This window comes from Novosphingobium endophyticum, from assembly GCF_014640675.1.
Classification (GTDB): Bacteria; Pseudomonadota; Alphaproteobacteria; order Sphingomonadales; family Sphingomonadaceae; genus Novosphingobium; species Novosphingobium endophyticum.
Genome location: NZ_BMHK01000010.1, coordinates 45229 through 68750 on the forward strand (window position 1 = coordinate 45229; position 23522 = coordinate 68750).

At 65.4% G+C, this 23522-nt stretch carries 21 protein-coding genes; 12 read left to right on the plus strand and 9 right to left on the minus strand.

The features are described from left to right. Positions 1-69 precede the first annotated feature (69 nt). Positions 70-1107 carry a hypothetical protein gene (locus tag IEX32_RS09225; protein ID WP_188770731.1) on the minus strand — a complete coding sequence of 346 codons (1038 nt, stop codon included), beginning with the start codon at positions 1105-1107 and terminating at the stop codon, positions 70-72. A gap of 294 nt (positions 1108-1401) precedes the next feature. On the opposite strand from IEX32_RS09225, the gene IEX32_RS09230 reads away from it, so the two are divergent. Beyond that, positions 1402-2253, plus strand: coding sequence for an SDR family oxidoreductase (locus IEX32_RS09230; protein WP_188770733.1), 852 nt, complete (start codon positions 1402-1404; stop codon positions 2251-2253). A 21-nt stretch (positions 2254-2274) separates the two neighbouring features. On the opposite strand, the gene egtB is transcribed toward IEX32_RS09230, so the two are convergent. Both egtB and egtD read right to left on the minus strand, forming a co-directional pair. Beyond that, positions 2275-3471 (minus strand): ergothioneine biosynthesis protein EgtB, encoded by a 1197-nt coding sequence (gene egtB / locus IEX32_RS09235; RefSeq protein ID WP_188770736.1) that lies wholly within the window; start codon positions 3469-3471, stop codon positions 2275-2277. Further along, the gene (gene egtD, locus IEX32_RS09240; RefSeq protein ID WP_188770738.1) at positions 3468-4421 is read right to left on the minus strand and encodes an L-histidine N(alpha)-methyltransferase; all 954 of its coding nucleotides are present in this window, start codon (positions 4419-4421) and stop codon (positions 3468-3470) included. The genes egtB and egtD overlap by 4 nt, the downstream gene beginning before the upstream one ends. Positions 4422-4672: 251 nt before the next feature. On the opposite strand from egtD, the gene IEX32_RS09245 reads away from it, so the two are divergent. The 5 genes from IEX32_RS09245 (at position 4673) to IEX32_RS09265 (ending at position 8831) form a co-directional block, all read left to right on the plus strand. Beyond that, a complete protein-coding gene (locus IEX32_RS09245; RefSeq protein ID WP_188770739.1) occupies positions 4673-5725 on the plus strand; it encodes a sensor histidine kinase in 1053 nt (350 codons plus the stop codon). Positions 5726-5771: 46 nt separating this feature from the next. Further along, positions 5772-6317 carry a DUF1285 domain-containing protein gene (locus IEX32_RS09250; RefSeq protein ID WP_188770741.1) on the plus strand — a complete coding sequence of 182 codons (546 nt, stop codon included), beginning with the start codon at positions 5772-5774 and terminating at the stop codon, positions 6315-6317. Continuing rightward, positions 6314-6919, plus strand: a complete 606-nt coding sequence (locus IEX32_RS09255; protein WP_188770742.1) for a CoA pyrophosphatase — start codon at positions 6314-6316, stop codon at positions 6917-6919. Before IEX32_RS09250 ends, IEX32_RS09255 begins: the two co-directional genes overlap by 4 nt. Beyond that, entirely contained in the window at positions 6912-8084 is a 1173-nt protein-coding gene (locus tag IEX32_RS09260) for a CCA tRNA nucleotidyltransferase (protein WP_188770744.1), read from the plus strand. The genes IEX32_RS09255 and IEX32_RS09260 overlap by 8 nt, the downstream gene beginning before the upstream one ends. A gap of 90 nt (positions 8085-8174) precedes the next feature. Further along, entirely contained in the window at positions 8175-8831 is a 657-nt protein-coding gene (locus IEX32_RS09265) for a retropepsin-like aspartic protease family protein (protein ID WP_229736273.1), read from the plus strand. Positions 8832-8855: 24 nt separating this feature from the next. Here the strand turns inward: IEX32_RS09265 and IEX32_RS09270 are convergent, their stop codons facing one another. Both IEX32_RS09270 and IEX32_RS09275 read right to left on the minus strand, forming a co-directional pair. Further along, positions 8856-9452 carry a GNAT family N-acetyltransferase gene (locus tag IEX32_RS09270; RefSeq protein WP_188770746.1) on the minus strand — a complete coding sequence of 199 codons (597 nt, stop codon included), beginning with the start codon at positions 9450-9452 and terminating at the stop codon, positions 8856-8858. Beyond that, entirely contained in the window at positions 9449-9859 is a 411-nt protein-coding gene (locus tag IEX32_RS09275; protein WP_188770748.1) for a ketosteroid isomerase-related protein, read from the minus strand. The genes IEX32_RS09270 and IEX32_RS09275 overlap by 4 nt, the downstream gene beginning before the upstream one ends. Before the next feature lie 227 nt (positions 9860-10086). Between IEX32_RS09275 and purC the strand changes: the two genes are divergently transcribed. Continuing rightward, positions 10087-10869, plus strand: coding sequence for a phosphoribosylaminoimidazolesuccinocarboxamide synthase (gene purC, locus IEX32_RS09280; RefSeq protein ID WP_188770750.1), 783 nt, complete (start codon positions 10087-10089; stop codon positions 10867-10869). A gap of 93 nt (positions 10870-10962) precedes the next feature. Then, complete coding sequence (locus IEX32_RS09285) at positions 10963-13803, plus strand: M16 family metallopeptidase (protein WP_188770752.1); 2841 nt, start codon at positions 10963-10965, stop codon at positions 13801-13803. Positions 13804-14171: 368 nt separating this feature from the next. Here IEX32_RS09285 and IEX32_RS09290 read toward each other — a convergent pair whose 3' ends face one another. Continuing rightward, positions 14172-15050 (minus strand): isocitrate lyase/PEP mutase family protein, encoded by an 879-nt coding sequence (locus tag IEX32_RS09290; RefSeq protein ID WP_188770753.1) that lies wholly within the window; start codon positions 15048-15050, stop codon positions 14172-14174. A 109-nt stretch (positions 15051-15159) separates the two neighbouring features. Further along, positions 15160-15861: an HAD hydrolase-like protein gene (locus IEX32_RS09295; protein ID WP_188770755.1), complete on the minus strand. Its 702-nt coding sequence runs from the start codon at positions 15859-15861 to the stop codon at positions 15160-15162. Between the two features lie 59 nt (positions 15862-15920). Between IEX32_RS09295 and glmU the strand changes: the two genes are divergently transcribed. The 4 genes from glmU to IEX32_RS09315 all read left to right on the plus strand — a co-directional run bounded on the left by glmU (position 15921) and on the right by IEX32_RS09315 (position 22574). Next, a complete protein-coding gene (glmU, locus tag IEX32_RS09300; RefSeq protein ID WP_188770757.1) occupies positions 15921-17288 on the plus strand; it encodes a bifunctional UDP-N-acetylglucosamine diphosphorylase/glucosamine-1-phosphate N-acetyltransferase GlmU in 1368 nt (455 codons plus the stop codon). Between the two features lie 61 nt (positions 17289-17349). Then, on the plus strand, positions 17350-18180 hold the full coding sequence (locus tag IEX32_RS09305; protein ID WP_188770759.1) for a TIGR00266 family protein: 831 nt from the start codon (positions 17350-17352) through the stop codon (positions 18178-18180). Positions 18181-18291: 111 nt separating this feature from the next. Further along, positions 18292-20115 (plus strand): glutamine--fructose-6-phosphate transaminase (isomerizing), encoded by a 1824-nt coding sequence (gene glmS, locus IEX32_RS09310; RefSeq protein WP_188770761.1) that lies wholly within the window; start codon positions 18292-18294, stop codon positions 20113-20115. Positions 20116-20213: 98 nt separating this feature from the next. Continuing rightward, positions 20214-22574: a putative bifunctional diguanylate cyclase/phosphodiesterase gene (locus IEX32_RS09315; RefSeq protein WP_229736274.1), complete on the plus strand. Its 2361-nt coding sequence runs from the start codon at positions 20214-20216 to the stop codon at positions 22572-22574. On the opposite strand, the gene purQ is transcribed toward IEX32_RS09315, so the two are convergent. Continuing rightward, the gene (purQ, locus tag IEX32_RS09320) at positions 22571-23248 is read right to left on the minus strand and encodes a phosphoribosylformylglycinamidine synthase subunit PurQ (RefSeq protein ID WP_188770762.1); all 678 of its coding nucleotides are present in this window, start codon (positions 23246-23248) and stop codon (positions 22571-22573) included. The genes IEX32_RS09315 and purQ overlap by 4 nt on opposite strands. Then, on the minus strand, positions 23245-23481 hold the full coding sequence (gene purS / locus IEX32_RS09325; RefSeq protein ID WP_188770765.1) for a phosphoribosylformylglycinamidine synthase subunit PurS: 237 nt from the start codon (positions 23479-23481) through the stop codon (positions 23245-23247). Before purS ends, purQ begins: the two co-directional genes overlap by 4 nt. Positions 23482-23522 lie beyond the last annotated feature (41 nt).

Consider the following 23522-nt stretch of genomic DNA (forward strand, 5'->3'; position numbering starts at 1 on the left):
TGAGAGGAGCCGGTTCCGTGACCGCCGCAGGGCGCCGCGCGGCTAGCGACATATGAGTTTACGGCCGGGTCATGCGGCGGACCTGCGGCCGGGGAAGCGCCAGCGGCTGCCTGGCGCAAGATACGAGGCTGCGAAGCATACGAAGCCGCACAGCGCGAACAGGAAGCTCAAGACCGCCACCGGCCCTCTTCCCGGAATCGCGATCCAGGCGAATTCGAGGCTCTTGCCGACGAGAACCGAAACGGCGGCAAACGCCAATGCGCGCTGCGAGCGGCGAACCAGCGGCAACAGCAGCGCCAGGAGCGGCACGATGCCGAGCAGACCGATCGCACCGAGGACCCAGCGCCATCCGCCCTCGGCCCGGGCGGCGTACCACTCCGCCCCGGCGGACAGATCATCCGACCTGATGGCGAGATAAGGCACGGCCTGAAAGCAGAGCCACAGCAGCAGGAACACGATCATCAGCGCGCCCAGCAGCGCGGGACGCTGCGGCGGCACCCTCCGCGTCAGGCGGAGCAGCAGCAACGCCGCGTAGGCAGTGCACATTTCGAGGGCGAAGACCTGCAGGCCGAAAGCCCATGAATGGAACCGGATGTCGAGTGTCATGAACCAGTCCGCCGCCAACAGCCATGCGCCCAGGATCATGACGATCAGCGCCAGGGCAGATGCACTCGCCGAGGCGTGCCCCCCTACCTGGCTTCGTGCGATCGCGGCGAGCGCAAAGAACCATAGCAGCGTTCGCAGCACGAAGGGCAGTACGTTCAGCCACACGTCCAGGAACGCGGTCTGCGCCGGCGCGTGAGGCCAGTCATAGATCGCTCCCAGGCCGAGCAGAACCGGAACGAACGCCAGCGCCGACAGGAACCACAGCCCTGCCGCCGCTTCGCAACCGGAGCGCAATTCCGCTTCCCATTGCCCACGTATGAGGCGCATCGTCGCCAGCAGCACGAGCGCTCCCAGCGGCAGCGACTGCAACAGTACCGCCGCCGCCAGCCAGCCGGTCAGGGCCGCGCGCGGATCGATCGCAATGCAGGCCAGCGCTGCCGTAGCCCCCACCAGCCCGTAGCCGATGAGGCCGAATTCCCGAACAAGTTCGCCGAAGCGCATCGCTCCCCTTCCCCCGTATTCAAGCGTCGGGCTTGTCTGAAGCGCGCGGCGGAACACGGTCCCCATAGGAATACATCACCCCGTAGCCGTGTGTCATGACCAGATCGAAGTACCGCTAAAACCGAGCCGTCCTGCCCGTGACAGTGAACGCAGAAGACGCCGAAACGTTCAAGTCCGCGCCCACATTCGCCCAGGCGACCCACCGGGTGTGACGAACAACCCGTCGCAGGCCCCTGCGCGGCTGAAACCGAACCGTCCCGCGCTTCGTTGGCGAGGCAAAGAGGAGAAATTGCCATGCCCGAAACGCAGGACATGATTCACGAGGATTCCCTCCCCGGTCACGAAAGCGCGCTCGACCCAAAGCCGGAATGGCGGCCGCGCTACCCCGGTTCGGGCCGATTGAAGGACAAAGTCGCAATCGTCACCGGCGGAGACAGCGGTATCGGCCGCGCGGTGGCGGCGCTCTTCGCCCGGGAAGGGGCGGACGTGGCGATCGTCTACCTGCTCGAGGATGACGACGCGCAAGAGACAAGGCGCATCGTCGAGGAAGAGGGCCGCCGCGCCATCACCATCAAGGCGGACGTGGGATCGCGCAAGATGTGCGACCGCGTGGTCGAGCAAACGCTCGACGCGTTCGGAAAGATCGACATCCTGGTCAACAACGCCGGTGAGCAGCACCCGGACGAGGACATTACCGACATCACCGAGGAACAGCTTCGCCGGACTTTCCAGACCAACATCTTCGGCATGTTCTTCATGGTCCAGGCCGCCCGTCCACATCTCGGGCAAGGCGCGAGCATCATCAACTGTACCAGCGTGACGATGTACAAGGGCAGCGGCGGCCTGCTCGACTACAGTTCCACCAAGGGCGCGATCACCGCGTTCACGCGCTCATTGTCGGAAAACCTGATCGGTGACGGCATCCGGGTGAACGCGGTCGCTCCGGGGCCGATCTGGACCCCGCTCAACCCCTGCGGCGGCGCGCCGAAAGAGAAGATCGAACATTTCGGTGAAGGGACCCCCATGGGGCGTGCCGGCCAGCCCAACGAGGTGGCGCCGTCGTTCCTGTTCCTGGCCTGCGAGGATGCCAGCTACATGAGCGGCCAGGTCCTGCATCCCAACGGCGGCGTGGTCATCGGAAGCTGACCATTGCCCGTGCGGGCTGGGTCATGTGCCGGCGAGCCGAATTCCGCTGAAGGCCCAGCGCGCCGAGGGCGGGAAGAAGTTGCGATAGGTAAGCCGTGCATGGCCGGCGGGGGTGGCCAGTGAACCGCCGCGCAGCACGAACTGGTTGACCATGAACTTGCCGTTGTATTCGCCCACGGCGCTCTCGCTGGCGACGAAGCCGGGATAGGCGATATAGGGCGAAGCCGTCCACTGCCAGGCGACGTCGTCGCGCTGGCGCAGCGGGCAATGGCGCCCCGCCACTTCCCATTCGGCTTCGGTCGGCAGGCGCGCACCCGCCCATCGGGCATAGGCTTCGGCCTCGTAATAGCTCGCATGCAGCACCGGCTCATCGCCACGCAGTTCGTGCCGCCCCGCAAGCGAGAAGCGCGTCCACATACCGTCCTCACGGCGCCAGTACAGCGGCGCCGTCCACCATTCCGCTTCGACTGTCGCCCAGCCGTCGGACAGCCAGAGCTCCGGCCGCCGATAGCCGCCGTCCTCCACGAACGCCAGGTACTCGGCATTGGTCACGAGCCGGTCGGCGATCGTGAAGGGTTCGAGCCAGACCTTGTGTCGCGGTCCCTCGTTGTCGAACGCGAAGCCCGCTCCCTCGTGCCCCAGAGCGTGGAGCCCGCCGGGAAGGCTCATCCATTCCGCTTCGCCCGGCGCGCGGTTCACCGCTTGGTCGGCCCGATAGGCGGGTTCCAGCGGGTTGCGGCTGAAGGCATGCTGGATGTCCATCAGGATGAGTTCCTGGTGCTGCTGCTCGTGATGCAGGCCAAGTTCGAGCAAGTCCCCCCATACCGTTCCCGCCGCGTCGCCGACGAGACGCTCGATTCCGGCATCGACGTGGCGACGATAGGAATGGACCTCTTCCAGCGACGGTCGCGAGAGCATGCCGCGCTCGGCGCGGGCGTGGCGATCGCCAACGCGCACATAGTAAGAATTGAACAATACCGCATAGGCCGGATGGAACGGCCGATAGCCGCGCAGGTGCGGCAGAAGCACGAAAGTCTCGAAAAACCAGGTGGTGTGCGCGAGGTGCCATTTGGCCGGACTCGCATCGGGCATTGACTGAAGCTGGCAGTCCTCGGCGGAAAGCGGCGCGGTCAGCGCGATCGTTGCCGCCCGCACCTCGCGATACCGCTCCAGGACCGCGTCCGGTTCGGCGGCGGAGTCCGGCGAAGCGCTGGTCATGGCTGCATCTCGTCAGGCATGGCGGCCCAGACATGAATGCCGAAGCGGTGGTCTGCGTCGCTCCAGCAGGCAAGCGGTTCCCAGCCCGAGGCGCGGGCCAGCAGGCGGGCCTCCTCGAGCGTGTACTTGTAGCTGTTCTCGGTGTGAATCGTCTCGCCCTCCGCCATCGAGAAACTCCGCCCGGCCACCCGGAAGCTCATGCTGCGGGTAGCCACCAGATGCATCTCGATCCGCCCCAGCCCGTCATGCCATACGGCCCGATGCTCGAAGGCATCGACGGGTATCGTGCCGCCCAGTTCGCGGTTCATCCGCTCAAGCAGATTGAGGTTGAACGCGGCGGTCACGCCGGCTCCGTCATCGTAGGCGGCTTCCAGCAGACGCGGATCCTTGCGGGTGTCGATGCCGATCACGAGATGCGCGCCCTCCCCCAGCATGTTGCGAAGGAGGCGAAGCAGGTCGAGCGCGCTGCGGTGGTCGAAATTGCCGATCGTCGATCCGGGGAAAAAGCCCGTCACAGGACCGTCGACCGGCGGCAACCGCAAGGGTTTCGTAAAGTCGCCTGTGAGCGGAATGATCCGCAAGCCGGGCACCGTCCTGCCCAACGCCGCCATGCTCTCGTGAAGAAACTCGCCCGATATGTCGATCGGCACATAGACGGGCGCGTGGGTGGCGCGCAGCAGCATCGGCGTCTTTGCAGCCGATCCGGCGCCGAACTCCACGACGGGCCGTCCGTGGCCGGTCAGCCGGGCAATGGCGGCTGCATGTTCGTCCAGCAGCGCGGTTTCCGTGCGCGTGAGGTAATATTCCGGAAGGCGCGTAATCTCATCGAACAGGCGGGAGCCGCGATCATCGTAGAAATAGCGCGCCGCCACGGTTTTTCGGGGTTGAGACAGGCCAGCCACGGACGCCCGACCGAAATCGCCGAGCACATCGACCGTCGCCTGGGCCATCCGGCACCTCCTGTCCCATCCTTCGGTTGGCCCATTCGCACGAAGGGCGAAAAGGCGCGCTCAGGTCTGCAACCGGTTGGCTTCGGGATGGTTCCAGACACCGGCGATTTTGCCTGTTCCCGGAGATGCACACAGTAATGCTTAAAGACACACCACGTGTTTCCATGTAAACTGCGAACTCTACCGCCAATGTGCCCCGCCGATCATGAAACGGCCATGTCGTCCGCCGCATCGCAATGAGAGGATATCGGATGCACTATCTTGCGAACTACGATGTTACCGACTGGCAAGGCGGAAAATACGGCATTCTGGTCCACGTCCTCTTCGGCGCCCTGTGCGCGCTCACCGGTATTGCAGTACGCACCGCCCTCGACGTCTGGGCGCCGACTGCGGGGCCATTCGCCATCGTCTACCCGACGGTCCTGATCGCGACGCTCTACGGTCACGCCAGCGCAGGGGTGACCGCATACCTCCTGAGCTTCGCCTGGGCCTGGTGGAACGTGTTGCCCGCAGCGCAGTCGTTTACGTTCGAAGTTCCGACCGATCCGGCGCGGGTCGCCATCAATGCCCTGTGCGCGGCGATAGTACTGGGTCTGGCCGAAGTCTTCAGGCGCGCCGTTCGCATGGCGAGTCACGATCGCGACGTCGAGATCGAAAGGCGCGGCATACTGATGGCGGAGATGGAACATCGCACCAAGAACAACTTCGCGCTGGTGGCAAGCCTGCTGTCCCTTCAGGCCCGCGACCAAGGCGATCCCGCCGTGGCGGCGGCTCTCGATCAGGCGATCGGCCGGATCCGCACTTTCGCACAGGCATACGACAATCTCGCCCTTATCGCGGGAGGCGACAGTGAAATGCCGATGCAGCACTATGTGCGCGACGTGGTAAAGCGGATATCGGCATCGATCATTCCCGATCACATTTCGGTAAAGGTCGAAGCCGGCGAATGCGTCCTGCCCCAGCAGGTCGCGGTCGCCATCGGCCTGTTTCTCAACGAGGCACTGACGAACTGCGTCAAGTATGCCTTTCCCAATGGAGAGCAAGGGAACATTCGCGTCGAGTTTACCGGTAGCGACCAGGGCTGGGAAGTGAGCGTAACGGATAACGGCGTGGGGGAAGCCGACCCGAAACATGCCAATCCGTCCGGCTTGGGGCAGAACCTGATGAGGGCGTTCGCGCAGCAGGCGAATGCGCGGTACGATTACAGCGTATCACCGGGGGGCTGCCGGGTCGCCCTGTGCTCGAGCATGGAATGCCACTCTCCGGACGAGCTTGTCGACGCGCGGGAATTCAGCCCCGCCTGAACACCGGCCCTTGGCGCGGGAAGCCCTATCTGGCATCGGAACTGCGATGCCTTACGAACCGCCTCCCGAACTTGCGGGCCTTTCGCTTGCCGAAGTCGCCGAACTGGCGGCGTCCCGCAAGCTGCCGCCCGTCGCGCAGTGGGAGCCGGAAACCATCGGTGAAAGCCACATGTGCATCGCCGCCGACGGGCGCTGGTTTCATGAAGGCGATGAAATACGCCGGCCGGCCATGGTGCGCGCCTTCGCCTCGATCCTGCGCCGCGACGCCGATGGCCGGCACTGGCTGGTCACGCCGACCCAGAAGCTCTCGATCGAAGTAGAGGACGCCGCCTTCATCGCCGTCGACGTCAGGCAGGACGCAGGAGGGCTCGCCTTTCGCCTCAACACCGACGATCTCGTGATAGCCGGGCCGGAGCATCCGATCCGTAGCGAGGGGGATCCCGATACCCCGGCGATCTATCTCGCCGTTCGCAATGGCACCGAAGCGCGGCTCAACCGCAGCACTTACGCACAGCTTGCGGAGATCGCGCTGGCGGGCGGGGGTTTCACCGTGTCGAGCCTTGGCGCCACATTCCCGCTGATCCCGGCGTGAGCGCGCTCTACGATCTCGTCGTCCGCCGCTTCGAGGCAGGGCATGCGGCCGCTCCACCCGAGATGTGGATCGATCCGCGCATCCACGAGATAGACGCGTTCAAGCCCGCCGCGGTGCTCATCGCCATGACCGAGCGCGAACGGCCGGGCATGCTTCTGCTCCACCGTCCGTCCAGCATGCGCGCCCATCCGGGCCAGATCGCCTTTCCTGGCGGCCGCCTCGATGCTGGCGAGACGGCCGTGGAAGCCGCCCTGCGCGAGGCCAACGAAGAACTTGGCATCGACCCGGATGATGTGCGCGTGATCGGCACCAGCGACCGCTACCGCACCGGCAGCGGCTATGAAATCACGCCCGTCCTGGGCATCGTGCCATCCGACATCGAGATCCACCCCAACCCGGCCGAAGTGGCGCAATGGTTCGAGGCGCCCGTCGATTACGTGCTCGATCCCCTGAACCAGCAGACCCGCACGATCGATTACGAAGGCCGCAGGCACAGCTTCGTCGAGATCATCTGGCCGGAACGCGGGCAGAACCACGTGATCTGGGGCGTCACCGGCGCGATCATCCACAACCTCTCGCGCAGGCTGAACTGGCATGACTGAGCGCCTCGACGCCGACTGGCTACGCCGTCCGGAAATCCGGAGGCTGATCGCCACGCTCGGCCCCGAAAACGCGCGCTTTGTCGGCGGCGCCGTGCGCGACACGCTGCTGGGGCTGCCGGTCAAGGACATCGACATGGCAACCACGCTGCTGCCGGATGCGGTCATCGCCCGCCTCGACGCCGCGGGCATCCGCAACGTACCGACCGGGCTCGATCATGGCACCGTGACGGCAATCCTGCCCTCCGGTTCGGTCGAAATCACCACCCTGCGTCATGACGTCAGCACCGACGGGCGGCGCGCGACCATCGCCTTCGCCAGCGATTGGCGGGAGGATGCCGCCCGGCGCGACTTCACGATCAACGCGCTTTATGCCGATCCCGAAAGCGGCGAGGTGTTCGACTATTTCGGCGGCCTTCCCGACCTTGCCGGGCGAACCGTGCGCTTCATCGGCGATGCACGCCAGCGTATCCGCGAGGATCACCTGCGCATCCTGCGATATTTCCGGTTTCAGGCGAGGTTTGGAACGCAACCTGCTGACAAAACATCAGAAGAAGCCTGCACCGAACTCGCCGCGACGCTCAAGGGCCTTTCGCGCGAACGCGTCGGCATGGAGACATTGAACCTGCTCGGGCTGCCCGACCCGGCACCCACCGTCCACCGCATGGCGGAACTGGGCGTGCTGGCCGTGATCCTGCCCGAGGCCGATCCGCAGGCTCTCTCCGCGCTGGTCGCGGCCGAGAAGCGGCAGGGCATCGCGCCCGATCCGATCCGCCGCCTCGCCGCCCTGCTCCCGCCGCAAGTGCCACTCGCCGAACAGGTCGCCGCGCGCTTTCGCATGTCCGGCGCGCAGAAGAAGCGCCTGGCCACGGCGGCGGCGCGCGGGGACGAATGCGGCGAACCTCGGGCGCTTGCCTATCGTCTGGGCATGGACGGCGCGCTCGACCGCCTGCTGATCGCCGGGGCCGATGCCTCGAGCCTGACCGGCTGGGAGATTCCGCGGTTCCCTCTCAAGGGCGGCGAGATCGTCGCGCGCGGCGTCGGCGCCGGTCCAGAGGTCGCCCGCATCCTGCGCCGGGTAGAGGATCGGTGGATTGCCGAGGGGTTTCCGGACAGGGAACGCGTCACGGCGATCCTCGATGCCGAACTGGCGGACCGGCTTCGATAGCCCTCCTTCGCTTTTGCTCTGGAAAAAGCGAGAATCGGACGCATTTCAAAGTCAGCGCCGGTCAACATTGCCGGTGCCAGGACCCAGCGCATGATGGAATTGAAGCAATACATCTCCGACCTCACAACATTCCTCGCCGGCCAGCCGCTGCTGGCTCTGGCCATCGTCGCGATCTTCGTCGGCGTCCTCGGCGGCATGCTGAGGCGGAGCACTCCAAGGCTGGGCGGGCTGCTGCGCGGCGTGAGCAACCTCGGTCTCGTCGCCGCGCTTCTTCTCACCATCGCGCAGGTGGCCCGCTTCACCACCGATCAGGACCTCGCCCTGCCCCAGTTCGGCCTGCCCCGCCAGACGGTTGAGGGCAACGAGACCCGCGTGCCGCTCCACGACGACGGCCATTTCTGGGTCACGGCCGAAGTCAACGGCGTCGAACAGCCATTCCTCGTGGATACCGGAGCAACGATCACCGCGATCTCGCCCGGTACGGCCGACCAGTCCGACGTGCAGCCCAAGCCCGTCCGCCAGACCGTTGCCATGCGCACCGCCAACGGCGTCATCAGGGCCGAAGTGGCGACCGTGGCGGAACTGCGCTTCGGCAATATCGTCGCCCGCGATCTCGACGCCGTGGTCGCGCCGGGGCTGGGCGACGCCAACGTCCTCGGCATGAATTTCCTCTCGCGCCTCTCCAGTTGGCGAGTGGAGGGAAAGACGCTGATCCTCGTGCCGAACCACCCGCAGCCGGTGAGCTGACTCAGAGGACGGTCGCGCTCATCATCATTCGCTCTGGAACCTGCGCAGCCAGTATTGCATCGGCTTGGGCGTTTCACCCGCGTCGCGGTGGTCCTTCCACGCGAGTTGCGTGACGAAACCCTCCACGGGCTCGTAGCCGCGCTTGCGCCAGAAGCCGTCGAGCGGCACGTAATCCACAGGGCGATCCGGGTGGTCGACCGGACGTATCACCGCGGCGAAAGTGGCCGCCGTCGCCCCGCACCTCACCGCCCGTCCCTCGCGGTGATCGAAGAAGGCGTGACCGATCCCCTGCCCGCGATATTCGGGCAGCAGGACGGATTCGCCGAAATAGAACAGGCGCGAAACGTCCAGCCCCCGCGCTTCGAAAGGCGCGCGGAACTCGGCCTTCTGGGCCGCCATCGGCGATGCCGTGGCCGCCCCGACGATCCGGTCGCCATCGCAGGCGGCAACGAGAATGCCGTCCGGTGCCTGCATGAATTCGTGCAGGTATTCCCGCTCGTAGACCTCGTCGCCATCATAGAGGTAGGGCCACGCGGCGAAGACCGTCATGCGCAGCGCCGCGAGGTCATCGACGGCCGCCAGAATCTCGTCCCCGGTCAGGGCACGGATCGAGAGGTTCATGCCGAAACCTGCGCCGTCCAATCGGCAAGGTTGTAGTAGACGCTGACGCGCGCGATCCGGCCGTCCACCACGTCGAAGAAGGCGCCAGCCGGCAGAATGTACTTCTGTCCATGCGCCTCCGGCAGACCTTCATCTGTTGCCAGGTATTCGCCATGCACCACGAATTCCGCCGCCGCGCGCGCGCCATCCTCGCTCGCCATGACGACGACATCGTCCAGCCTTTCGCGGTAGCAACGGGCCATGTGCCCCAGGAACGCGCGAAACGCGTCCTTCCCGTCGTGGCGGCCGCCCTGATTGATGTCGTGCGCCACGTGCTCGGCAAGGCAATCGAGCATGCCCTGCCCATCGCCGGCATTGAAAGCGGCGTAATAGCGCCGGATCAGGTCGAGGGTCTGTTGGCGGCTCATCGGATACCTCATGCAAAACTGACGATACCGGCCGGAGTACCGCCTGCCGCCGCGCTCGCCTATCCCCCGGACGGCAAAACACCGTTGCACTGCGGAGGGGAATGTGCCCCCGTTTGCTTTTGCGCCGGCTTGGACTATATGCCCGCTCGAACGCCCCGGCCGCGCAGTCGTTCACGCGACGCCATCGTGCCGGGGCTTGCTCTTTTACCCTTGCAAGGACGAATATGATGTCCCGTCGCCGCCAGATCTACGAGGGCAAGGCCAAGATCCTCTACGAAGGCCCTGAACCCGGTACCCTGATCCAGTATTTCAAGGACGACGCCACTGCGTTCAACGCGCAGAAGAAAGGCACGATCCAGGGCAAGGGCGTGATCAACAACCGCATCAGCGAGTATGTTTTCACCCGCCTCAACCACATCGGCGTGCCCAACCACTTCATCCGCCGCCTCAACATGCGCGAGCAACTCGTTCGGCAGGTGGAGATTATCCCGATCGAGGTCGTGGTTCGCAATGTCGCCGCCGGCTCGATCTCCAAGCGCCTCGGCATTCCCGAGGGCGAGCCGCTGCCGCACACGCTGATCGAATATTACTACAAGGACGACGCGCTGGGCGATCCGCTGATCGCCGAAGAGCACATCGCCTGCTTCGGCTGGGCCAACAACGAAGAGATGCAGGACATCTCCTCGATGGCGATCCGCGTGAACGACTTCATGTGCGGCATGTTCGCGGCGATCAACATCCGCCTGATAGACTTCAAGCTGGAATTCGGCCGCGTATGGGACGGCGAATACAGCCGGGTGATCCTCGCCGACGAGATCAGCCCCGATGGCTGCCGCCTGTGGGACATGGCGACCGGCGAAAAGCTCGACAAGGACCGGTTCCGCCGTGACCTTGGCGGCGAAGAAGAGGCCTATCAGGAAGTCGCCCGCCGTCTCGGCCTGCTGCAGGACGACAACGGCCCGAGCGAGGTCTTCGATCTTTCCAAGCACCGCAAGCTTCGCGGCAAGTAAACTCTCACCGAACGAGGCCAGGGGGCGGGATCGCAAGGAAAAGGCGATCCCGCCCCTTGTTATATCCGGCCGGCTGCGGCAGGTCTTGGGGCGATGAGAGCATTCCTGATCGCGCTCCTCCTGCTGGTGCTGCCGGCTCCGCTGGTCGCCAGGGAGGCCGCGCCCCCCGCCGAAGACCATTCCTGGGCTTTCGAAACCAGCGACATCCCCGTCGATCCGGCGTTCCGCTTCGGCCGTCTCGACAACGGGATGCGCTACATCGTGCGCAGCAATGCAACGCCGGCGGGCACCGCCGTGGTGCGGATGCTCGTCGAGACCGGCTCGCTCGACGAAAGTGACAGCGAACGGGGCTATGCCCACTTCGTGGAGCACATGGCCTTCAACGGCAGCAAACGCGTCCCCGAAGGGCAGATGGTGGCGTTGCTGGAACGCAACGGCCTGGCCTTCGGCGCCGACACCAACGCCTCGACTAGCTTCGAACGCACCGTCTACAAGCTGGACCTGCCGCGTAGCGATCCCGCGCTGCTCGATACCGCGCTCATGCTGATGCGGGAAACGGCCAGCGAGCTGAGTATCTCGCAAGAGGCGGTCGATCGCGAACGCGGCGTGATCCTGTCCGAAATGCGCGACCGCAATACCTTCAGCCTTCGCAACACGATGGACAGCATCGAATTCTTCTACCCGGGATCGCGCTATCTGCTGCGCATGCCGATCGGCACGGCCGAAACGCTCAACGCGGCAAGCGCCGCAAGCCTGCGGGCATTCTATGAGCGCGAATACGTGCCCGCGCACGTGACGCTCGTGGTCGTCGGCGACTTCGACGTGGCCCAGATCGTCACCGGCATCCAGCGCCATTTTGGCCACTGGCCGGCAGCGCCGTCCGAACCGCAACCCGATGCCGGGCCGATCGCGCGCAAGGACAAGGGGCGAACCGACATCTACGTGGATCCCGCCCTGTCGGAACGGGTCAGCGTGGTGCGCACCGGCCGCTGGCTCGAGGAGCCCGACAGCGTGGCGCAGCGCCAGGAAAACCTGCTGCGCTCGATCGGCTACGACATCGTCAACCGCCGCCTGCAGAGGCTTTCGCGGCAGGCCAATCCGCCATTCCGGGGCGCGGGCTTCGGCACCGGTGATGTCTTCGAGACGGCCCGCTCGACACGGCTGATCGTCGATACCGTGGACCGGCACTGGCGAGCCGGCCTGCTGGCCGCCGCAGTCGAATACCGCCGCGCCCTCGCCTACGGTTTCGCGGCATCCGAAGTGGCCGAGCAGGTTGCCTCGATCCGCAACGCGCTGGTCAACGCGGCGGGTTCGGCCGACACGCGATCCAACGCGACGCTGGCCGGTTCCGCTCTCGCCCTCGTCACCGACAGGACGGTGCCGTCCACGCCGCAGACCGTGCTCCAGCGGTTCGAGGCCTTCGCTCCGCGGATCACGCCCAAAGCGGTGCTGGCCGCGCTCAAGCGGGAGGTGATCCCCCTCAGGAAGCCGCTGATCCGCTTCGAAGGCCGCTTTGCCCCCGAAGGCGGAGAAAAGGCACTGCGCAAGACGTGGAAAGAAGCCACGAAAGCGGCGATAGATCGCGAGCTCGCTGCTGACGCAAGCGCCTTCGGCTACACCGATTTCGGGCCGGCCGGAAAGGTCGTGAGCGACCGGGTCGATCCGCGCCTCGGTATCCGCGAAGTGCGTTTCGCCAACGGCGTCATGCTCAATCTCAAGCGCACCGACATCGAACAGGACAAAGTGCGCGTCAGCGTCAGCATCGACGGGGGCGACATGCTCGATACCCCGAGCGATCCGCTCGCGACCGAAATGGTGAGCTATCTCGACGAAGGCGGCCTCGGCAAGCACAGCCGGGACGACCTCGAAACGATCCTCGCGGGGCGAACGGTCGGCTTCGGACTGCGCAGCGACGAAGCGAGCTTCGACGGCCTCTACCGGACCACGCCGCGCGACCTGCAACTGCAGCTCGAACTGATCGCCGCGCTCATCACCGATCCCGGCTATCGGTCGGAAGGACAGGTGCAATACCGCCAGCAGATCAACAACTACTTCGCCCGATTGCGCGCCACCCCCGACTCTGCCCTGCAGGCCGATCTGGGGGCGATCCTTTCCGGTGGCGATCCGCGCTTCAGCCTGCAGCCGGTGGAGACCTATCGCCGGCTCACTTACGCGAAACTCGGGCAGGAAATCGGCGACAGGCTCGCCCACGGCGCCATCGAAGTGGGCATCGTCGGCGACTTCGACGAGGATCAGGCGATAGCGCAGGTCGCCCGGACGCTGGGCGCCCTGCCCCCGCGCGAAACCTCGTTTCGCGATTATGCCGATCAGCCCCCCCGTCCCTTCACCAACGACCGCGACCCGCGTCTGATCCGCCACGGCGGCGCCCCCGATCAGGCCCTGCTGCGCCTGACCTGGCCGACCCGCGACGACAGCGATCCGGTCGAGACGCTCAAGCTCGAACTGCTCGAACGGGTCATCCGTATCGAACTGACCGACGAACTGCGCGAAGCGCTCGGAAAAGCCTATTCACCCTCGGCCAGCAGCTCGCTCTCGCGTCACTGGAAGGGGTACGGCGTGTTCTCGATCAACGCCTCGGTCGACGTCGCCGACGTTGCGGCGACGGGCAAGGCGATCGGCCAGGTGGTGCAGTCGCTGCGCTCGGCGCCGGTCAGCGAAGACCTGTTGCAACGCGCCCGTCAGCCTATGCTCGAAAGTCTCCAGAACGGCCTCAAGTCCAACGCCGGATGGCTCTCGCTGGTCGACCGCGCCCAGACCGAAAGCGAGCGCATCGATCGCTATCTCAAGGCCACGGGACGACTGGAGGCGCTGACCGCATCCGATGTTCAGGCCATGGCGCAGCGCTACCTCGGCCCGGCGGAAGGTATCGAAGTGCTCGTCCTGCCGGAAAGCGCGGAACTGCCGGCATCCTGACCGGCTGACGATCACGCGAGGACAGGGCCTCTGGTCCGGGGTGCGCAGACAAGTTCCGACCTGGAGGAATGCCCGCTACCGGCGAGGCCGGTGGGTGGGGGGGGGTGCGGTAACTTGAAATCCTCCCCTTCCGGGGGAGGTGGCTGTCACGAAGTGACTGACGGAGGGGGCGCGGTCGGGCGCAATGCTGGCGTGTGCAAACCCCCTCCACCGCCCTGCGGGCGGTCCCCCTCCCCCGGTGGGGGAGGATCGGCAACGTCCGTTTTGTCGGCGGCCCCGGAAAGACCGCTTTCGAATTAGAATCTTGAAAAACCGTCGCCTGCATTGATGTCAGAAATTCTCCGCGCGACCTTGCCATCGCGATCCGCTCAGCGCGCGTGATTGGGCCGGGTCGGCTTGCCCATTCGTTCGGCCCAGTCGACGATCAGCTCGTCGTAGAGGTTCTGGTCGATCAGATCGTACTTTTCGGGGAAGTTGCGGAACGCGTCCATGGCGCTCGCGACAGATCCCGTCTCCATCAGTTCGCGCGCCATCTTGAGATGGCCCACTGCCGCCGAGACCCAGCCCCAGCCCGTCGAGAGCGTGAACTGCGTATCGGGCAGGTTGAACCCGAGCGTGCAGACCGGGATGGTCATGTGCGGAATGACTTCCATCTGCTGTTCGGGCGGCGCGCTGGCGAAGACGATGGCGTCCGCCCCCGCCTCGGCATAGGCCTTGCCGCGCCTGATGGCCTCATCAATCGACCCGGTACCGCCGCCGCCGTTCTCGCTGGTGTAGAGCTCATCGCAGCGGGCGATGATGACGAGGCCCGAATCGCCTCGCGCCTTCACCCCCGCCTCGATCCGGCACTGCATCTCCTCAATCGGGCACAGCCCGTTGGCGTGCTTGGAGTGCTTGGGGTTCACCTCGTCCTCGACGTGATAGCCGGCGATTCCGGCGGCAACGTACATCTTGGTGAAGCGGTAGGCATCGGCCACCGTCTCGCCGAGGGTATCGGCGTCGGCGACGAGCGGAATGTTCATGGCCTGGGCGATGCGCCCGGCCTGGTCGATCTGCTCGATCTGGCTGAAGATGCCGTTGTCCGGAACGGCATAGTGGAACGCGGAGCAGGCGTGGCCGCCGAGGTAGGCCGCCTTGAACCCGACATGCTCGACAATCCGCCCGGTCAGTGCCGAATAGGCTTCGGCGGCAACGAAATGCTCGCCGCTCTCGATCAGCGCACGCAGCTTTTCTCCAGGTGTCGGCATCGTCTCGTCTCCCTCTGGTCGTCCAGATGAGGGCTTGCACGATAGCGGCAACGAGGCAAGACGGCGGCGCTCCCTCTCGCGGCGGTCGCTTCTGTTATCGTTGGGGCGCTTAAGTGGCTGAAACGGCGCCGACTGATTCGAGCACCGGGATCAGCTCGTCGAAGTGATCGATCACGGCACTGGCGCCCAGTTCGCGGACCGGCCTGTCGCAGAAGCCGAAGCTGACCGCTATGCAAGGCATCCCTGCCGCGGCGGCCGCGCCCGTGTCATACGTCGTATCACCGACATAGGCAGCACGTGCGCCCTCGCGCGGAACGCCTGCGCGATCGAGCATTTCGAACAGCAGGTCAGGCTTCGGCTTGGCCCTGCCCGGCCCCAGCGTGTCGCCGCCTATCACGGTATAGAAACGATCGGAAAGGCCGAGTTCATCGAATATCCGCACGGCCAGGCGCTCCAGCTTGTTGGTCACGACCGCAAGCTTCACGCCGCGCGCGGCAAGCCCGTCCAGCATCGCCTCTCCGCCGGGAAACAGCCGCGTCTCGACCGCGACGTTCGCCTCGTAGAACCTGAGCAGAATGCCGTGCAACTCATCCAGACGCTGCGCGCCGACACCGCCGCCCGTCACCTCGAGCGCCTTGACGAGCATTCGCTTCGCGCCGCCGCCGATGAGGGCGCGCACTTGTGAAGCGGGGATGCCGGGGCGGCCCTCGAACGCAATCGCGTGGTTCAGCGCGGCCGCGAGGTCGCCGTGGCTGTCGAGGAGGGTTCCGTCGAGGTCAAAACCCACGATTTCGAAGGGAAATGAAGTCATGTGCCCCTCAGTTAAGACTTGGTGTGGAAACCGCAACAATTTGCTGGCACATGGTCGCCATGACTACCGCCAGTACACCGCTTGCCATCATCGTCCTCGCCGCCGGCAAAGGCACCCGCATGAAGAGCGACCTGCACAAGGTGCTCCATCCGATCGCGGGCAGACCCATGATCGACCACCTGATGGCAAGCGCGCGGGAACTGACGCCGGAACGGCAGGTCGTCGTCGCGGGGCACGGGCGCGAACAGCTCGAAAAGGCGCTGGGCGCGCACGCGGCGATAGCGGTGCAGGAGCCGCAACTGGGCACCGGCCACGCCGTCCAGCAGGCCGAGGCAGCGCTGGCCGGCTTCGAGGGCGACGTGCTGATCCTCTACGGCGACGTGCCTTTCGTCCGCGCCGGGACCATGCGCGCCATGATCGAGCGGCTCCATTCGGACGATGCGCCCGCCGTGGTCGTGCTCGGCTTCGAGCCGGAAGATCCGCTGCAATACGGGCGCATCCTCGCGCACGACGACGGGCGTATCGCGATGATGGTCGAATACAAGGATGCCAGCAAGGAGCAGCGCGCCTGCCGCCTGTGCAATTCGGGGCTGATGGCGGTGAAGTCGGCCGACCTGTTCAGCATGCTTGCCAAGGTGGGCAACGACAATGCCCAGGGCGAATACTACCTGGTCGATGTCGTCAACATCGCCACGCTGGAAGGCCGGCACTGCGCCGTCATCACCACCGACGATCCCGACGAGGTGGGCGGCATCAACAGCCGCGGCGAACTCGCCGAGGCCGAGGCACGCTGGCAGAAAAAGCGCCGCGTGCAGGCCATGGCCGACGGTGCGACGCTGATCGCGCCGGAAACCGTATTCTTCGCCTGGGACACGCAGCTCGGCCGCGACGTCACCATCGAACCCAACGTCGTCTTCGGCCCCGGCGTCACGGTTGCCGACGATGTCGTCATTCATGCCTTCTCGCACCTCGCTGGCGCGACCCTGGAAAGTGGTGTCGAGGTCGGGCCTTACGCCCGCCTGCGCCCCGGCGCGGTGCTCAAGTCGAAATCGAAGGTCGGCAATTTCGTCGAAGTCAAGAAGGCGGTGCTGGGCGAAGGGGCCAAGGCCAATCACCTGACGTACCTCGGCGATGCCGAGATCGGTGCCGGCGCCAACATCGGCGCGGGTACGATTACCTGCAACTACGACGGCTACTTCAAGCACAAGACCATAATCGGCGAGCGCGCCTTCATCGGCTCGAACAGCGCCCTCGTTGCGCCGGTGAAGATCGGCGCGGACGCCATCGTCGCCGCCGGAAGCGCGGTGACACGCGACGTGGCCGACGGAGAACTTCGCATGGTGCGCGGGGACCAGCTCGTGAAACCCGGCTGGGCAGACCGGTTCCACGACGCCATGAAAAAGAAGAAGGCCGAACAAGACAAGTAAAGTCCAGCGGCGCGCCGGCCTGCACGGCGGCGCCCACGCTTTTCACCACGACGGAGTCATCATGGCAAGCAGCCCCTGGAGCCACACCCGCAGTTCGTCGGTTTCCGACGACGTCGATTTCGAGATCAAGGGACAGGAACTCCAGTTCGTCGAAATCGAACTCGATCCGGGCGAGAGCGCGGTGGCCGAGGCCGGAGCGATGGTCTGGAAGGACGCCACGATCGAGATGTCGACGGTATTCGGCGACGGTTCCGGCGGTCAGGGGAGCGGCTTCATGGGCAAGCTGCTCGGTGCCGGAAAGCGCCTCGTCACCGGCGAAAGCCTGTTCACCACCGTTTTTACCCATCAAGGGCAAGGCAAGGCGCGCGTCGCCTTCGCCGCCCCGGTGCCGGGCGCGATCCTTCCGATCAAGCTGGACGATGTCGGCGGCCGCCTGATCTGCCAGAAGGACGCCTTCCTTGCCGCCGCGCGCGGCGTTTCGATCGGCATTCATTTCCAGCAACGGATCATGACCGGGCTGTTCGGCGGCGAAGGCTTCATCATGCAGAAGCTGGAAGGCGATGGCTGGGTCTTCGTGCAGATGGGCGGAACCGTGGTCGAGCGCGAACTCGCCCCCGGCGAGGAACTGCACATCGATACCGGCTGCGTCGCGGCCTATACGTCCGGCATTGATTTCGACGTGATCCGCGCCGGCTCCGTCAAATCGATGATCTTCGGCGGCGAAGGCGTGTTCTTCGCCCGCCTGCGCGGTCCCGGCAAGGTCTGGATACAGTCGCTACCCTTCTCGCGGCTTGCCGGACGCATGCTGGCGGCGGCCGGCTCGCGCGGCGGACAGAACCGGGGCGAAGGCTCTATTCTCGGCGGCTTCGGCAACATGCTCGACGGCGATTAGGGCCTTTCAGGGTCTTTCCGGGCCGGATTAGTACGATTTTCTCACTTGTACCGTTGGCCGCGTGCTGCAACAGCCGGCCATCGGCAGACTACAGGGGCAGCGTTCTCTCTCATGTGTGGAATTATCGGCATCGTCGGCAAGGAAGAAGTCGCAGAGCGCTTGGTCGACGGCCTCAGACGCATGGAATACCGCGGCTATGACAGCGCCGGCGTATGCACGGTGGAAGATGGCCGGCTCGTCCGCCGCCGCGCCGAGGGCAAGCTGCTCAACCTCGTGAGGGAACTGGCGCAGAACCCCGCGCCGGGCCTGATCGGCATCGCCCACACGCGCTGGGCGACGCACGGCGCACCCACCGCCGCCAACGCCCATCCCCACGCGACCGAAGAACTCGCGCTCGTGCACAATGGCATCATCGAGAACTTCCGCCCCTTGCGCGAAGGGCTCGAGGCGCGGGGCCGCACGTTCGAGAGCCAGACCGACACCGAAGTCGTCGCCCATCTCGTCTCCGAACAGGTCGAGGCAGGCCTGTCGCCCGAGGACGCGGTGAAAGCGGTCCTGCCGCAGCTTCGCGGCGCCTTCGCGCTTGCCATAGCTTTCCGCCGCTACCCCGACATGCTGATCGGCGCCCGCCTCGGCTCGCCGCTCGTCGTCGGCTACGGCGACGGCGAGACATATCTGGGCTCGGACGCGCTCGCCCTCGCCCCGCTGACGCAGAAGATCTCGTATCTGGAGGAAGGCGACTGGGTCGTCATCACCCGCGAAGGTGCGCGCATCCACGATGCCGACAACAATCCCGTCGAGCGCGAGGTGGTGACCTCGGGCGCCTCTGCCGTGGCGATCGAGAAGGGCAATTATCGCCACTTCATGCAGAAGGAGATCTTCGAGCAGCCGACCGTGGTGGCTCAGACCCTGCGCAGCTACATCCGGCAGGTGGACCAGTCGGTCGCCCTGCCCCAGATCGATTTCGACGTTACCGGCGTGAGCCGCATAACTATCGTCGCCTGCGGCACCAGCTTCTATGCCGGCATGGTCGCCAAGTACTGGATCGAGCACTTCGCGCGCCTGCCGGTCGACATAGACGTAGCAAGCGAGTTTCGCTACCGCGAGCCGGTGCTCGAACCGGGCGGGCTTGCCCTGTTCATCTCGCAATCGGGCGAAACCGCCGACACACTCGCGGCGCTGCGCCACTGCAAGGACGCGGGGCAGAAGATAGCCGTTGTGGTCAACGTGCCGACCAGCACCATGGCGCGCGAGGCGGACCTGCTGCTGCCCACCCACGCCGGGCCGGAGATCGGCGTCGCCTCGACCAAGGCCTTCACCTGCCAGCTCGCGGTGCTCGCCGCCCTGGCCGCGCATCTCGCCGTCAAGCGTGGACACATGGACCGCGCCGAAGAGACCGAAATCGTCAAGCATCTCCTCGAAGCGCCGGCCTGCCTCAACGCCGCGCTCGCCTACGACGAGGATATCGCCGAGATGGCCCACCTCATCGCTCCGGCTCGCGACGTGCTCTACCTGGGCCGCGGCCCGGACTATCCGCTGGCGCTGGAGGGTGCGCTCAAGCTCAAGGAAATCAGCTATATTCACGCGGAGGGCTACGCCTCGGGCGAAATGAAGCACGGCCCTATCGCGCTGATCGACGATGCGGTTCCAGTCGTGGTCATCGCGCCCTCGGGTCCGCTCTTCGAGAAGACCGTCAGCAACATGCAGGAAGTGCGCGCGCGCGGCGGCAAGGTCGTGCTGATCTCGGACCGGGACGGTATCGATGAGGCCGGAGACGGCTGCATCGCGACCATCGAGATGCCCAAGGTCCACCCGCTGATCGCACCGCTAGTCTATGCCGTGCCGGTGCAACTGCTCGCCTACCACGTCGCCTGCGTGAAAGGCACCGACGTCGACCAGCCACGCAACCTTGCGAAGAGCGTGACCGTCGAATAGCGGCCCGGGTCTTCAATTCAGACAAGGCCGGCCGTATTTGCATCTGTGTTCGCCGGTGCTTTACTCCGTAATAACCCTCAGTCGGTTATAGCGGCGGCGTGAAGAAACCATCCACCGCCAGCGCTCTGCCCAAAGAGCTGCCCATCCCTGCCGTCCTGGGCCTGACCGATCCAGACGAAGGCGACTGGGCACGGCTGCGGGGCATCCAGTATTCCTGCCTCGGCCACTCGACTTTCGCGCGGATCGCCACGCAGGTTGCCGCGATGCTGGCCGTGGCCGCCCTCGTCCTGGGGCAGGTCCACCCGGTCATCGTCGCCGCCTGGGCGGTGATTGCCGCTACAACGCTGTGGCGCGGCGTCAGGATAGACCGGTCGCTGATCGATGCGGATCGCAGGCGCATTTCACGGGATGAAGTCAATGCCCAGATGATCTGCTCCGTCCTCAACGGTCTGGCATGGTCGGTCCCGCTCGGCGCCTTCGGGTTCTTCGTCGACACCGAAACGCAGGTGAAACTCTGGGTGGTGCTGGCCACGCTGATGACAGCCTCGGCGGTCCTGCTACCCGCTGTACCGCTGGGAACGTTGCTATTCACCTGCATTGCCGGCGGGTCTGCGATCGTATTCTTCCTCTCTTCCGGCATGTTCGACATGGTCGCCGTCAGCGTCGTGTTTTCCGGCATCGTGATCGCCGCGGCCATAGAAAGCGCGCGGCGTCACATCACCACCAAGGTCGCGGAAGCCGGGATTATCGAGAAAGACGAAGTCGTCTCCATGCTCCTTCGCGAATTCGAGGAGGGAGAAGCCGACTGGCTCTGGCAGATCGACACCTCGCGCCGTGTCCGCTCCGCCTCGCCGCGCTTTGCCTTTGCCCTGGGCATGGAGACAGCGGAGATCGAGGGGATGCCCCTCATCCAGCTCATCGCCGGCTCGGCGTGGGAAAGCGGACAGTTTTCCAGCAGCCTGCGCGACCTTGCCGAGCGTCTCAAGCAGCGCGAGAACTTCTCCAACCTACTGGTACGCGTGACGATTCACGGACGGTCGCGCTGGTGGGAACTGTCGGGCACGCCAAAGTTCGACGAGAACGGCAATTTCGACGGCTTTCGCGGCGTCGGCTCGGATGTGACCGAAGCCCGCGAGAATTCGGACAAGATCGCCTGGCTCGCACGGTACGATACGCTGACCGGACTCCCCAACCGCCTGATGCTGACCGAGACCTTGGGCGAAGCCCTGACTTATGCCGAGAAGTGGCGCACCCGCTGCGCCCTCCTGATGATAGATCTCGATCGCTTCAAGTCGGTCAACGATTCGCTCGGCCACCTCGTCGGCGACCAGTTGCTGGCGCGCGTCTCGGAGCGGCTCAAGGAACTGATGACCGACAACGAACTGTGCGGCCGTCTGGGCGGTGACGAATTCGCCATCGTCATTCGCGATGCCAGCGACCTGCAACATGTCGAGTGCGTTGCGGAGCGCGTGATCCAGCGGCTTTCACAGCCCTATGAGGTCGATCACCATACACTCTACGTCGGCGCTTCAGTCGGTTCGGCGATCGGGCCGCGTGACGGCTCCACGGTAGAGACGCTGATGCGCAACGCGGACCTTGCGCTCTACCGCTCCAAGGACACCGGCGGCAACGCGCATTGCACCTTCGAACCCGCCCTCCACGCCCATGCCGAGGAACGCCGCAAGCTCGAAGTCGCGCTGCGCCACGCGCTCGAGCGCAAGGAATTCGAGCTGGTCTACCAGCCCGTCGTCGCCGCTGACACGGAAGGCGTCGTGAGCTTCGAGGCCCTGCTGCGCTGGAACAGCAAGGAACACGGAAGCGTGTCTCCGGTGAAGTTCATTCCGCTGGCCGAGGACACGCGCCTGATCGTGCCCATCGGCGAATGGGTCCTGCACCAGGCATGCCGGGAAGCGATGAACTGGCCCGAGCATGTGCGTGTGGCAGTCAACGTTTCAGGCGAGCAGTTGCTGGAGCAGAACTTCGTTGCCCGCGTCGTCTCCGCCCTGACGCAAAGCGGCCTCAAGGCCAGCCGCCTCGAGGTGGAGGTCACCGAAAGCATCTTCCTGCGCGATACGGCCAAGGCCAATGCCGCGCTGGAGCAAGTGATGGCACTGGGCTGCAGCGTCGCGCTCGACGATTTCGGGACGGGCTATTCCTCGCTCGGCTACCTGCGCAAGCTGCGGTTCTCGACGATCAAGGTCGACCGAATGTTCGTTCAGGGCGCCGCGACGGGCAATCCGGAAAGTCTGGCCATCATCCGCGCCGTCGTCGCCATGGCCGACAGCCTGGGCATGTCGACCACCGCCGAAGGCGCGGAAACGCAAGCGGAGGTCGACATCATCCGCCAGCTCGGCTGCCGCAAGATCCAGGGATATTTCTTCGGTCGCCCGATGTCGGCAGCCGATGCCCTGGCACTGTTCCGCGATTCAACCCGGCTTACGAACCAAACCGCGGCCTAGGCCCCGACCAGCGCTTTCATCGCACTTTCGAACAGCGCCCGGCCGTCCGTGCCGCCATGCGTCGCTTCGATCGCCCGCTCAGGGTGCGGCATCATGCCGAGCACGTTTCCGGCACCGTTGAGCACACCCGCGATCTGGCGCGACGAACCGTTGACGTCCTCCGCGTAGCGGAAGGCCACCCGGCCCTCGCCTTCGAGGCGGTCGAGCGTCGCTTCGTCGGCGAAGTAGTTTCCGTCATGGTGGGCGACGGGAATCAGGATTTCCTGCCCGGCCTCATAACCGCTGGTAAACAGCGACTGCGCATTCTCGACCCTGAGCTTCACGTCGCGGCAGACGAAGCGGATCACCGAATTGCGCAGCAACGCTCCCGGCAGCAGACCGCTCTCGGTCAGGACCTGAAAGCCGTTGCAGACACCCAGCACGGGCACACCGCGGTTGGCGGCTTCCACCACGGCGCGCATGATCGGCGAGCGCGAGGCGATCGCGCCGCAGCGCAGATAGTCGCCGTAGGAAAAGCCGCCCGGCAGCGCGATGAAGTCGAGCCCCTCGGGCAGGTCGGCGTCGCCGTGCCAGACGCGAAGCGGCGCGGTGCCGGAAACCTTCTCCAGCGCCACCGCCATGTCGCGGTCGCAATTGGAGCCGGGAAAAGTGACGACGGCGCAGCAGAAGGTCATGTGGCGACCTTTTCGATGCGGTAGTTCTCGATCACCATGTTGGCGAGCAGCTTGCGGCACATGTCGTCGAGCGCCTCATCGGTGACGCTGTCCGCCACATCGAGTTCGATCAGGCGCCCTGCCCGCACTTCGTTGACGCCCGAGAAGCCGAGTCCTTCGAGCGAATGGTGGATCGCCCGACCCTGCGGATCGAGGACACCGGGCTTGAGGCTGACGTGGACGCGGACTTTCATCGCGGAAGGCCTTTCGCTTGGGCGGTCTGGTCAAGGCGGTC

What these genes read in the sequence shown, in the direction of transcription:
- IEX32_RS09260 (WP_188770744.1), top strand. Translation starts at nt 6,912, where the DNA reads ATGACTGAGCGCCTCGACGCCGACTGGCTACGCCGTCCGGAAATCCGG.
- IEX32_RS09230 (WP_188770733.1), top strand. Translation starts at nt 1,402, where the DNA reads ATGCCCGAAACGCAGGACATGATTCACGAGGATTCCCTCCCCGGTCAC.
- glmS (WP_188770761.1), top strand. Translation starts at nt 18,292, where the DNA reads ATGTGTGGAATTATCGGCATCGTCGGCAAGGAAGAAGTCGCAGAGCGC.
- purQ (WP_188770762.1), bottom strand. Translation starts at nt 23,248, where the DNA reads ATGACCTTCTGCTGCGCCGTCGTCACTTTTCCCGGCTCCAATTGCGAC.
- purS (WP_188770765.1), bottom strand. Translation starts at nt 23,481, where the DNA reads ATGAAAGTCCGCGTCCACGTCAGCCTCAAGCCCGGTGTCCTCGATCCG.
- egtB (WP_188770736.1), bottom strand. Translation starts at nt 3,471, where the DNA reads ATGACCAGCGCTTCGCCGGACTCCGCCGCCGAACCGGACGCGGTCCTG.
- IEX32_RS09225 (WP_188770731.1), bottom strand. Translation starts at nt 1,107, where the DNA reads ATGCGCTTCGGCGAACTTGTTCGGGAATTCGGCCTCATCGGCTACGGG.
- egtD (WP_188770738.1), bottom strand. Translation starts at nt 4,421, where the DNA reads ATGGCCCAGGCGACGGTCGATGTGCTCGGCGATTTCGGTCGGGCGTCC.
- IEX32_RS09250 (WP_188770741.1), top strand. Translation starts at nt 5,772, where the DNA reads ATGCCTTACGAACCGCCTCCCGAACTTGCGGGCCTTTCGCTTGCCGAA.
- IEX32_RS09245 (WP_188770739.1), top strand. Translation starts at nt 4,673, where the DNA reads ATGCACTATCTTGCGAACTACGATGTTACCGACTGGCAAGGCGGAAAA.
- IEX32_RS09305 (WP_188770759.1), top strand. Translation starts at nt 17,350, where the DNA reads ATGGCAAGCAGCCCCTGGAGCCACACCCGCAGTTCGTCGGTTTCCGAC.
- purC (WP_188770750.1), top strand. Translation starts at nt 10,087, where the DNA reads ATGTCCCGTCGCCGCCAGATCTACGAGGGCAAGGCCAAGATCCTCTAC.
- IEX32_RS09270 (WP_188770746.1), bottom strand. Translation starts at nt 9,452, where the DNA reads ATGAACCTCTCGATCCGTGCCCTGACCGGGGACGAGATTCTGGCGGCC.
- glmU (WP_188770757.1), top strand. Translation starts at nt 15,921, where the DNA reads ATGACTACCGCCAGTACACCGCTTGCCATCATCGTCCTCGCCGCCGGC.
- IEX32_RS09290 (WP_188770753.1), bottom strand. Translation starts at nt 15,050, where the DNA reads ATGCCGACACCTGGAGAAAAGCTGCGTGCGCTGATCGAGAGCGGCGAG.
- IEX32_RS09265 (WP_229736273.1), top strand. Translation starts at nt 8,175, where the DNA reads ATGATGGAATTGAAGCAATACATCTCCGACCTCACAACATTCCTCGCC.
- IEX32_RS09285 (WP_188770752.1), top strand. Translation starts at nt 10,963, where the DNA reads ATGAGAGCATTCCTGATCGCGCTCCTCCTGCTGGTGCTGCCGGCTCCG.
- IEX32_RS09275 (WP_188770748.1), bottom strand. Translation starts at nt 9,859, where the DNA reads ATGAGCCGCCAACAGACCCTCGACCTGATCCGGCGCTATTACGCCGCT.
- IEX32_RS09295 (WP_188770755.1), bottom strand. Translation starts at nt 15,861, where the DNA reads ATGACTTCATTTCCCTTCGAAATCGTGGGTTTTGACCTCGACGGAACC.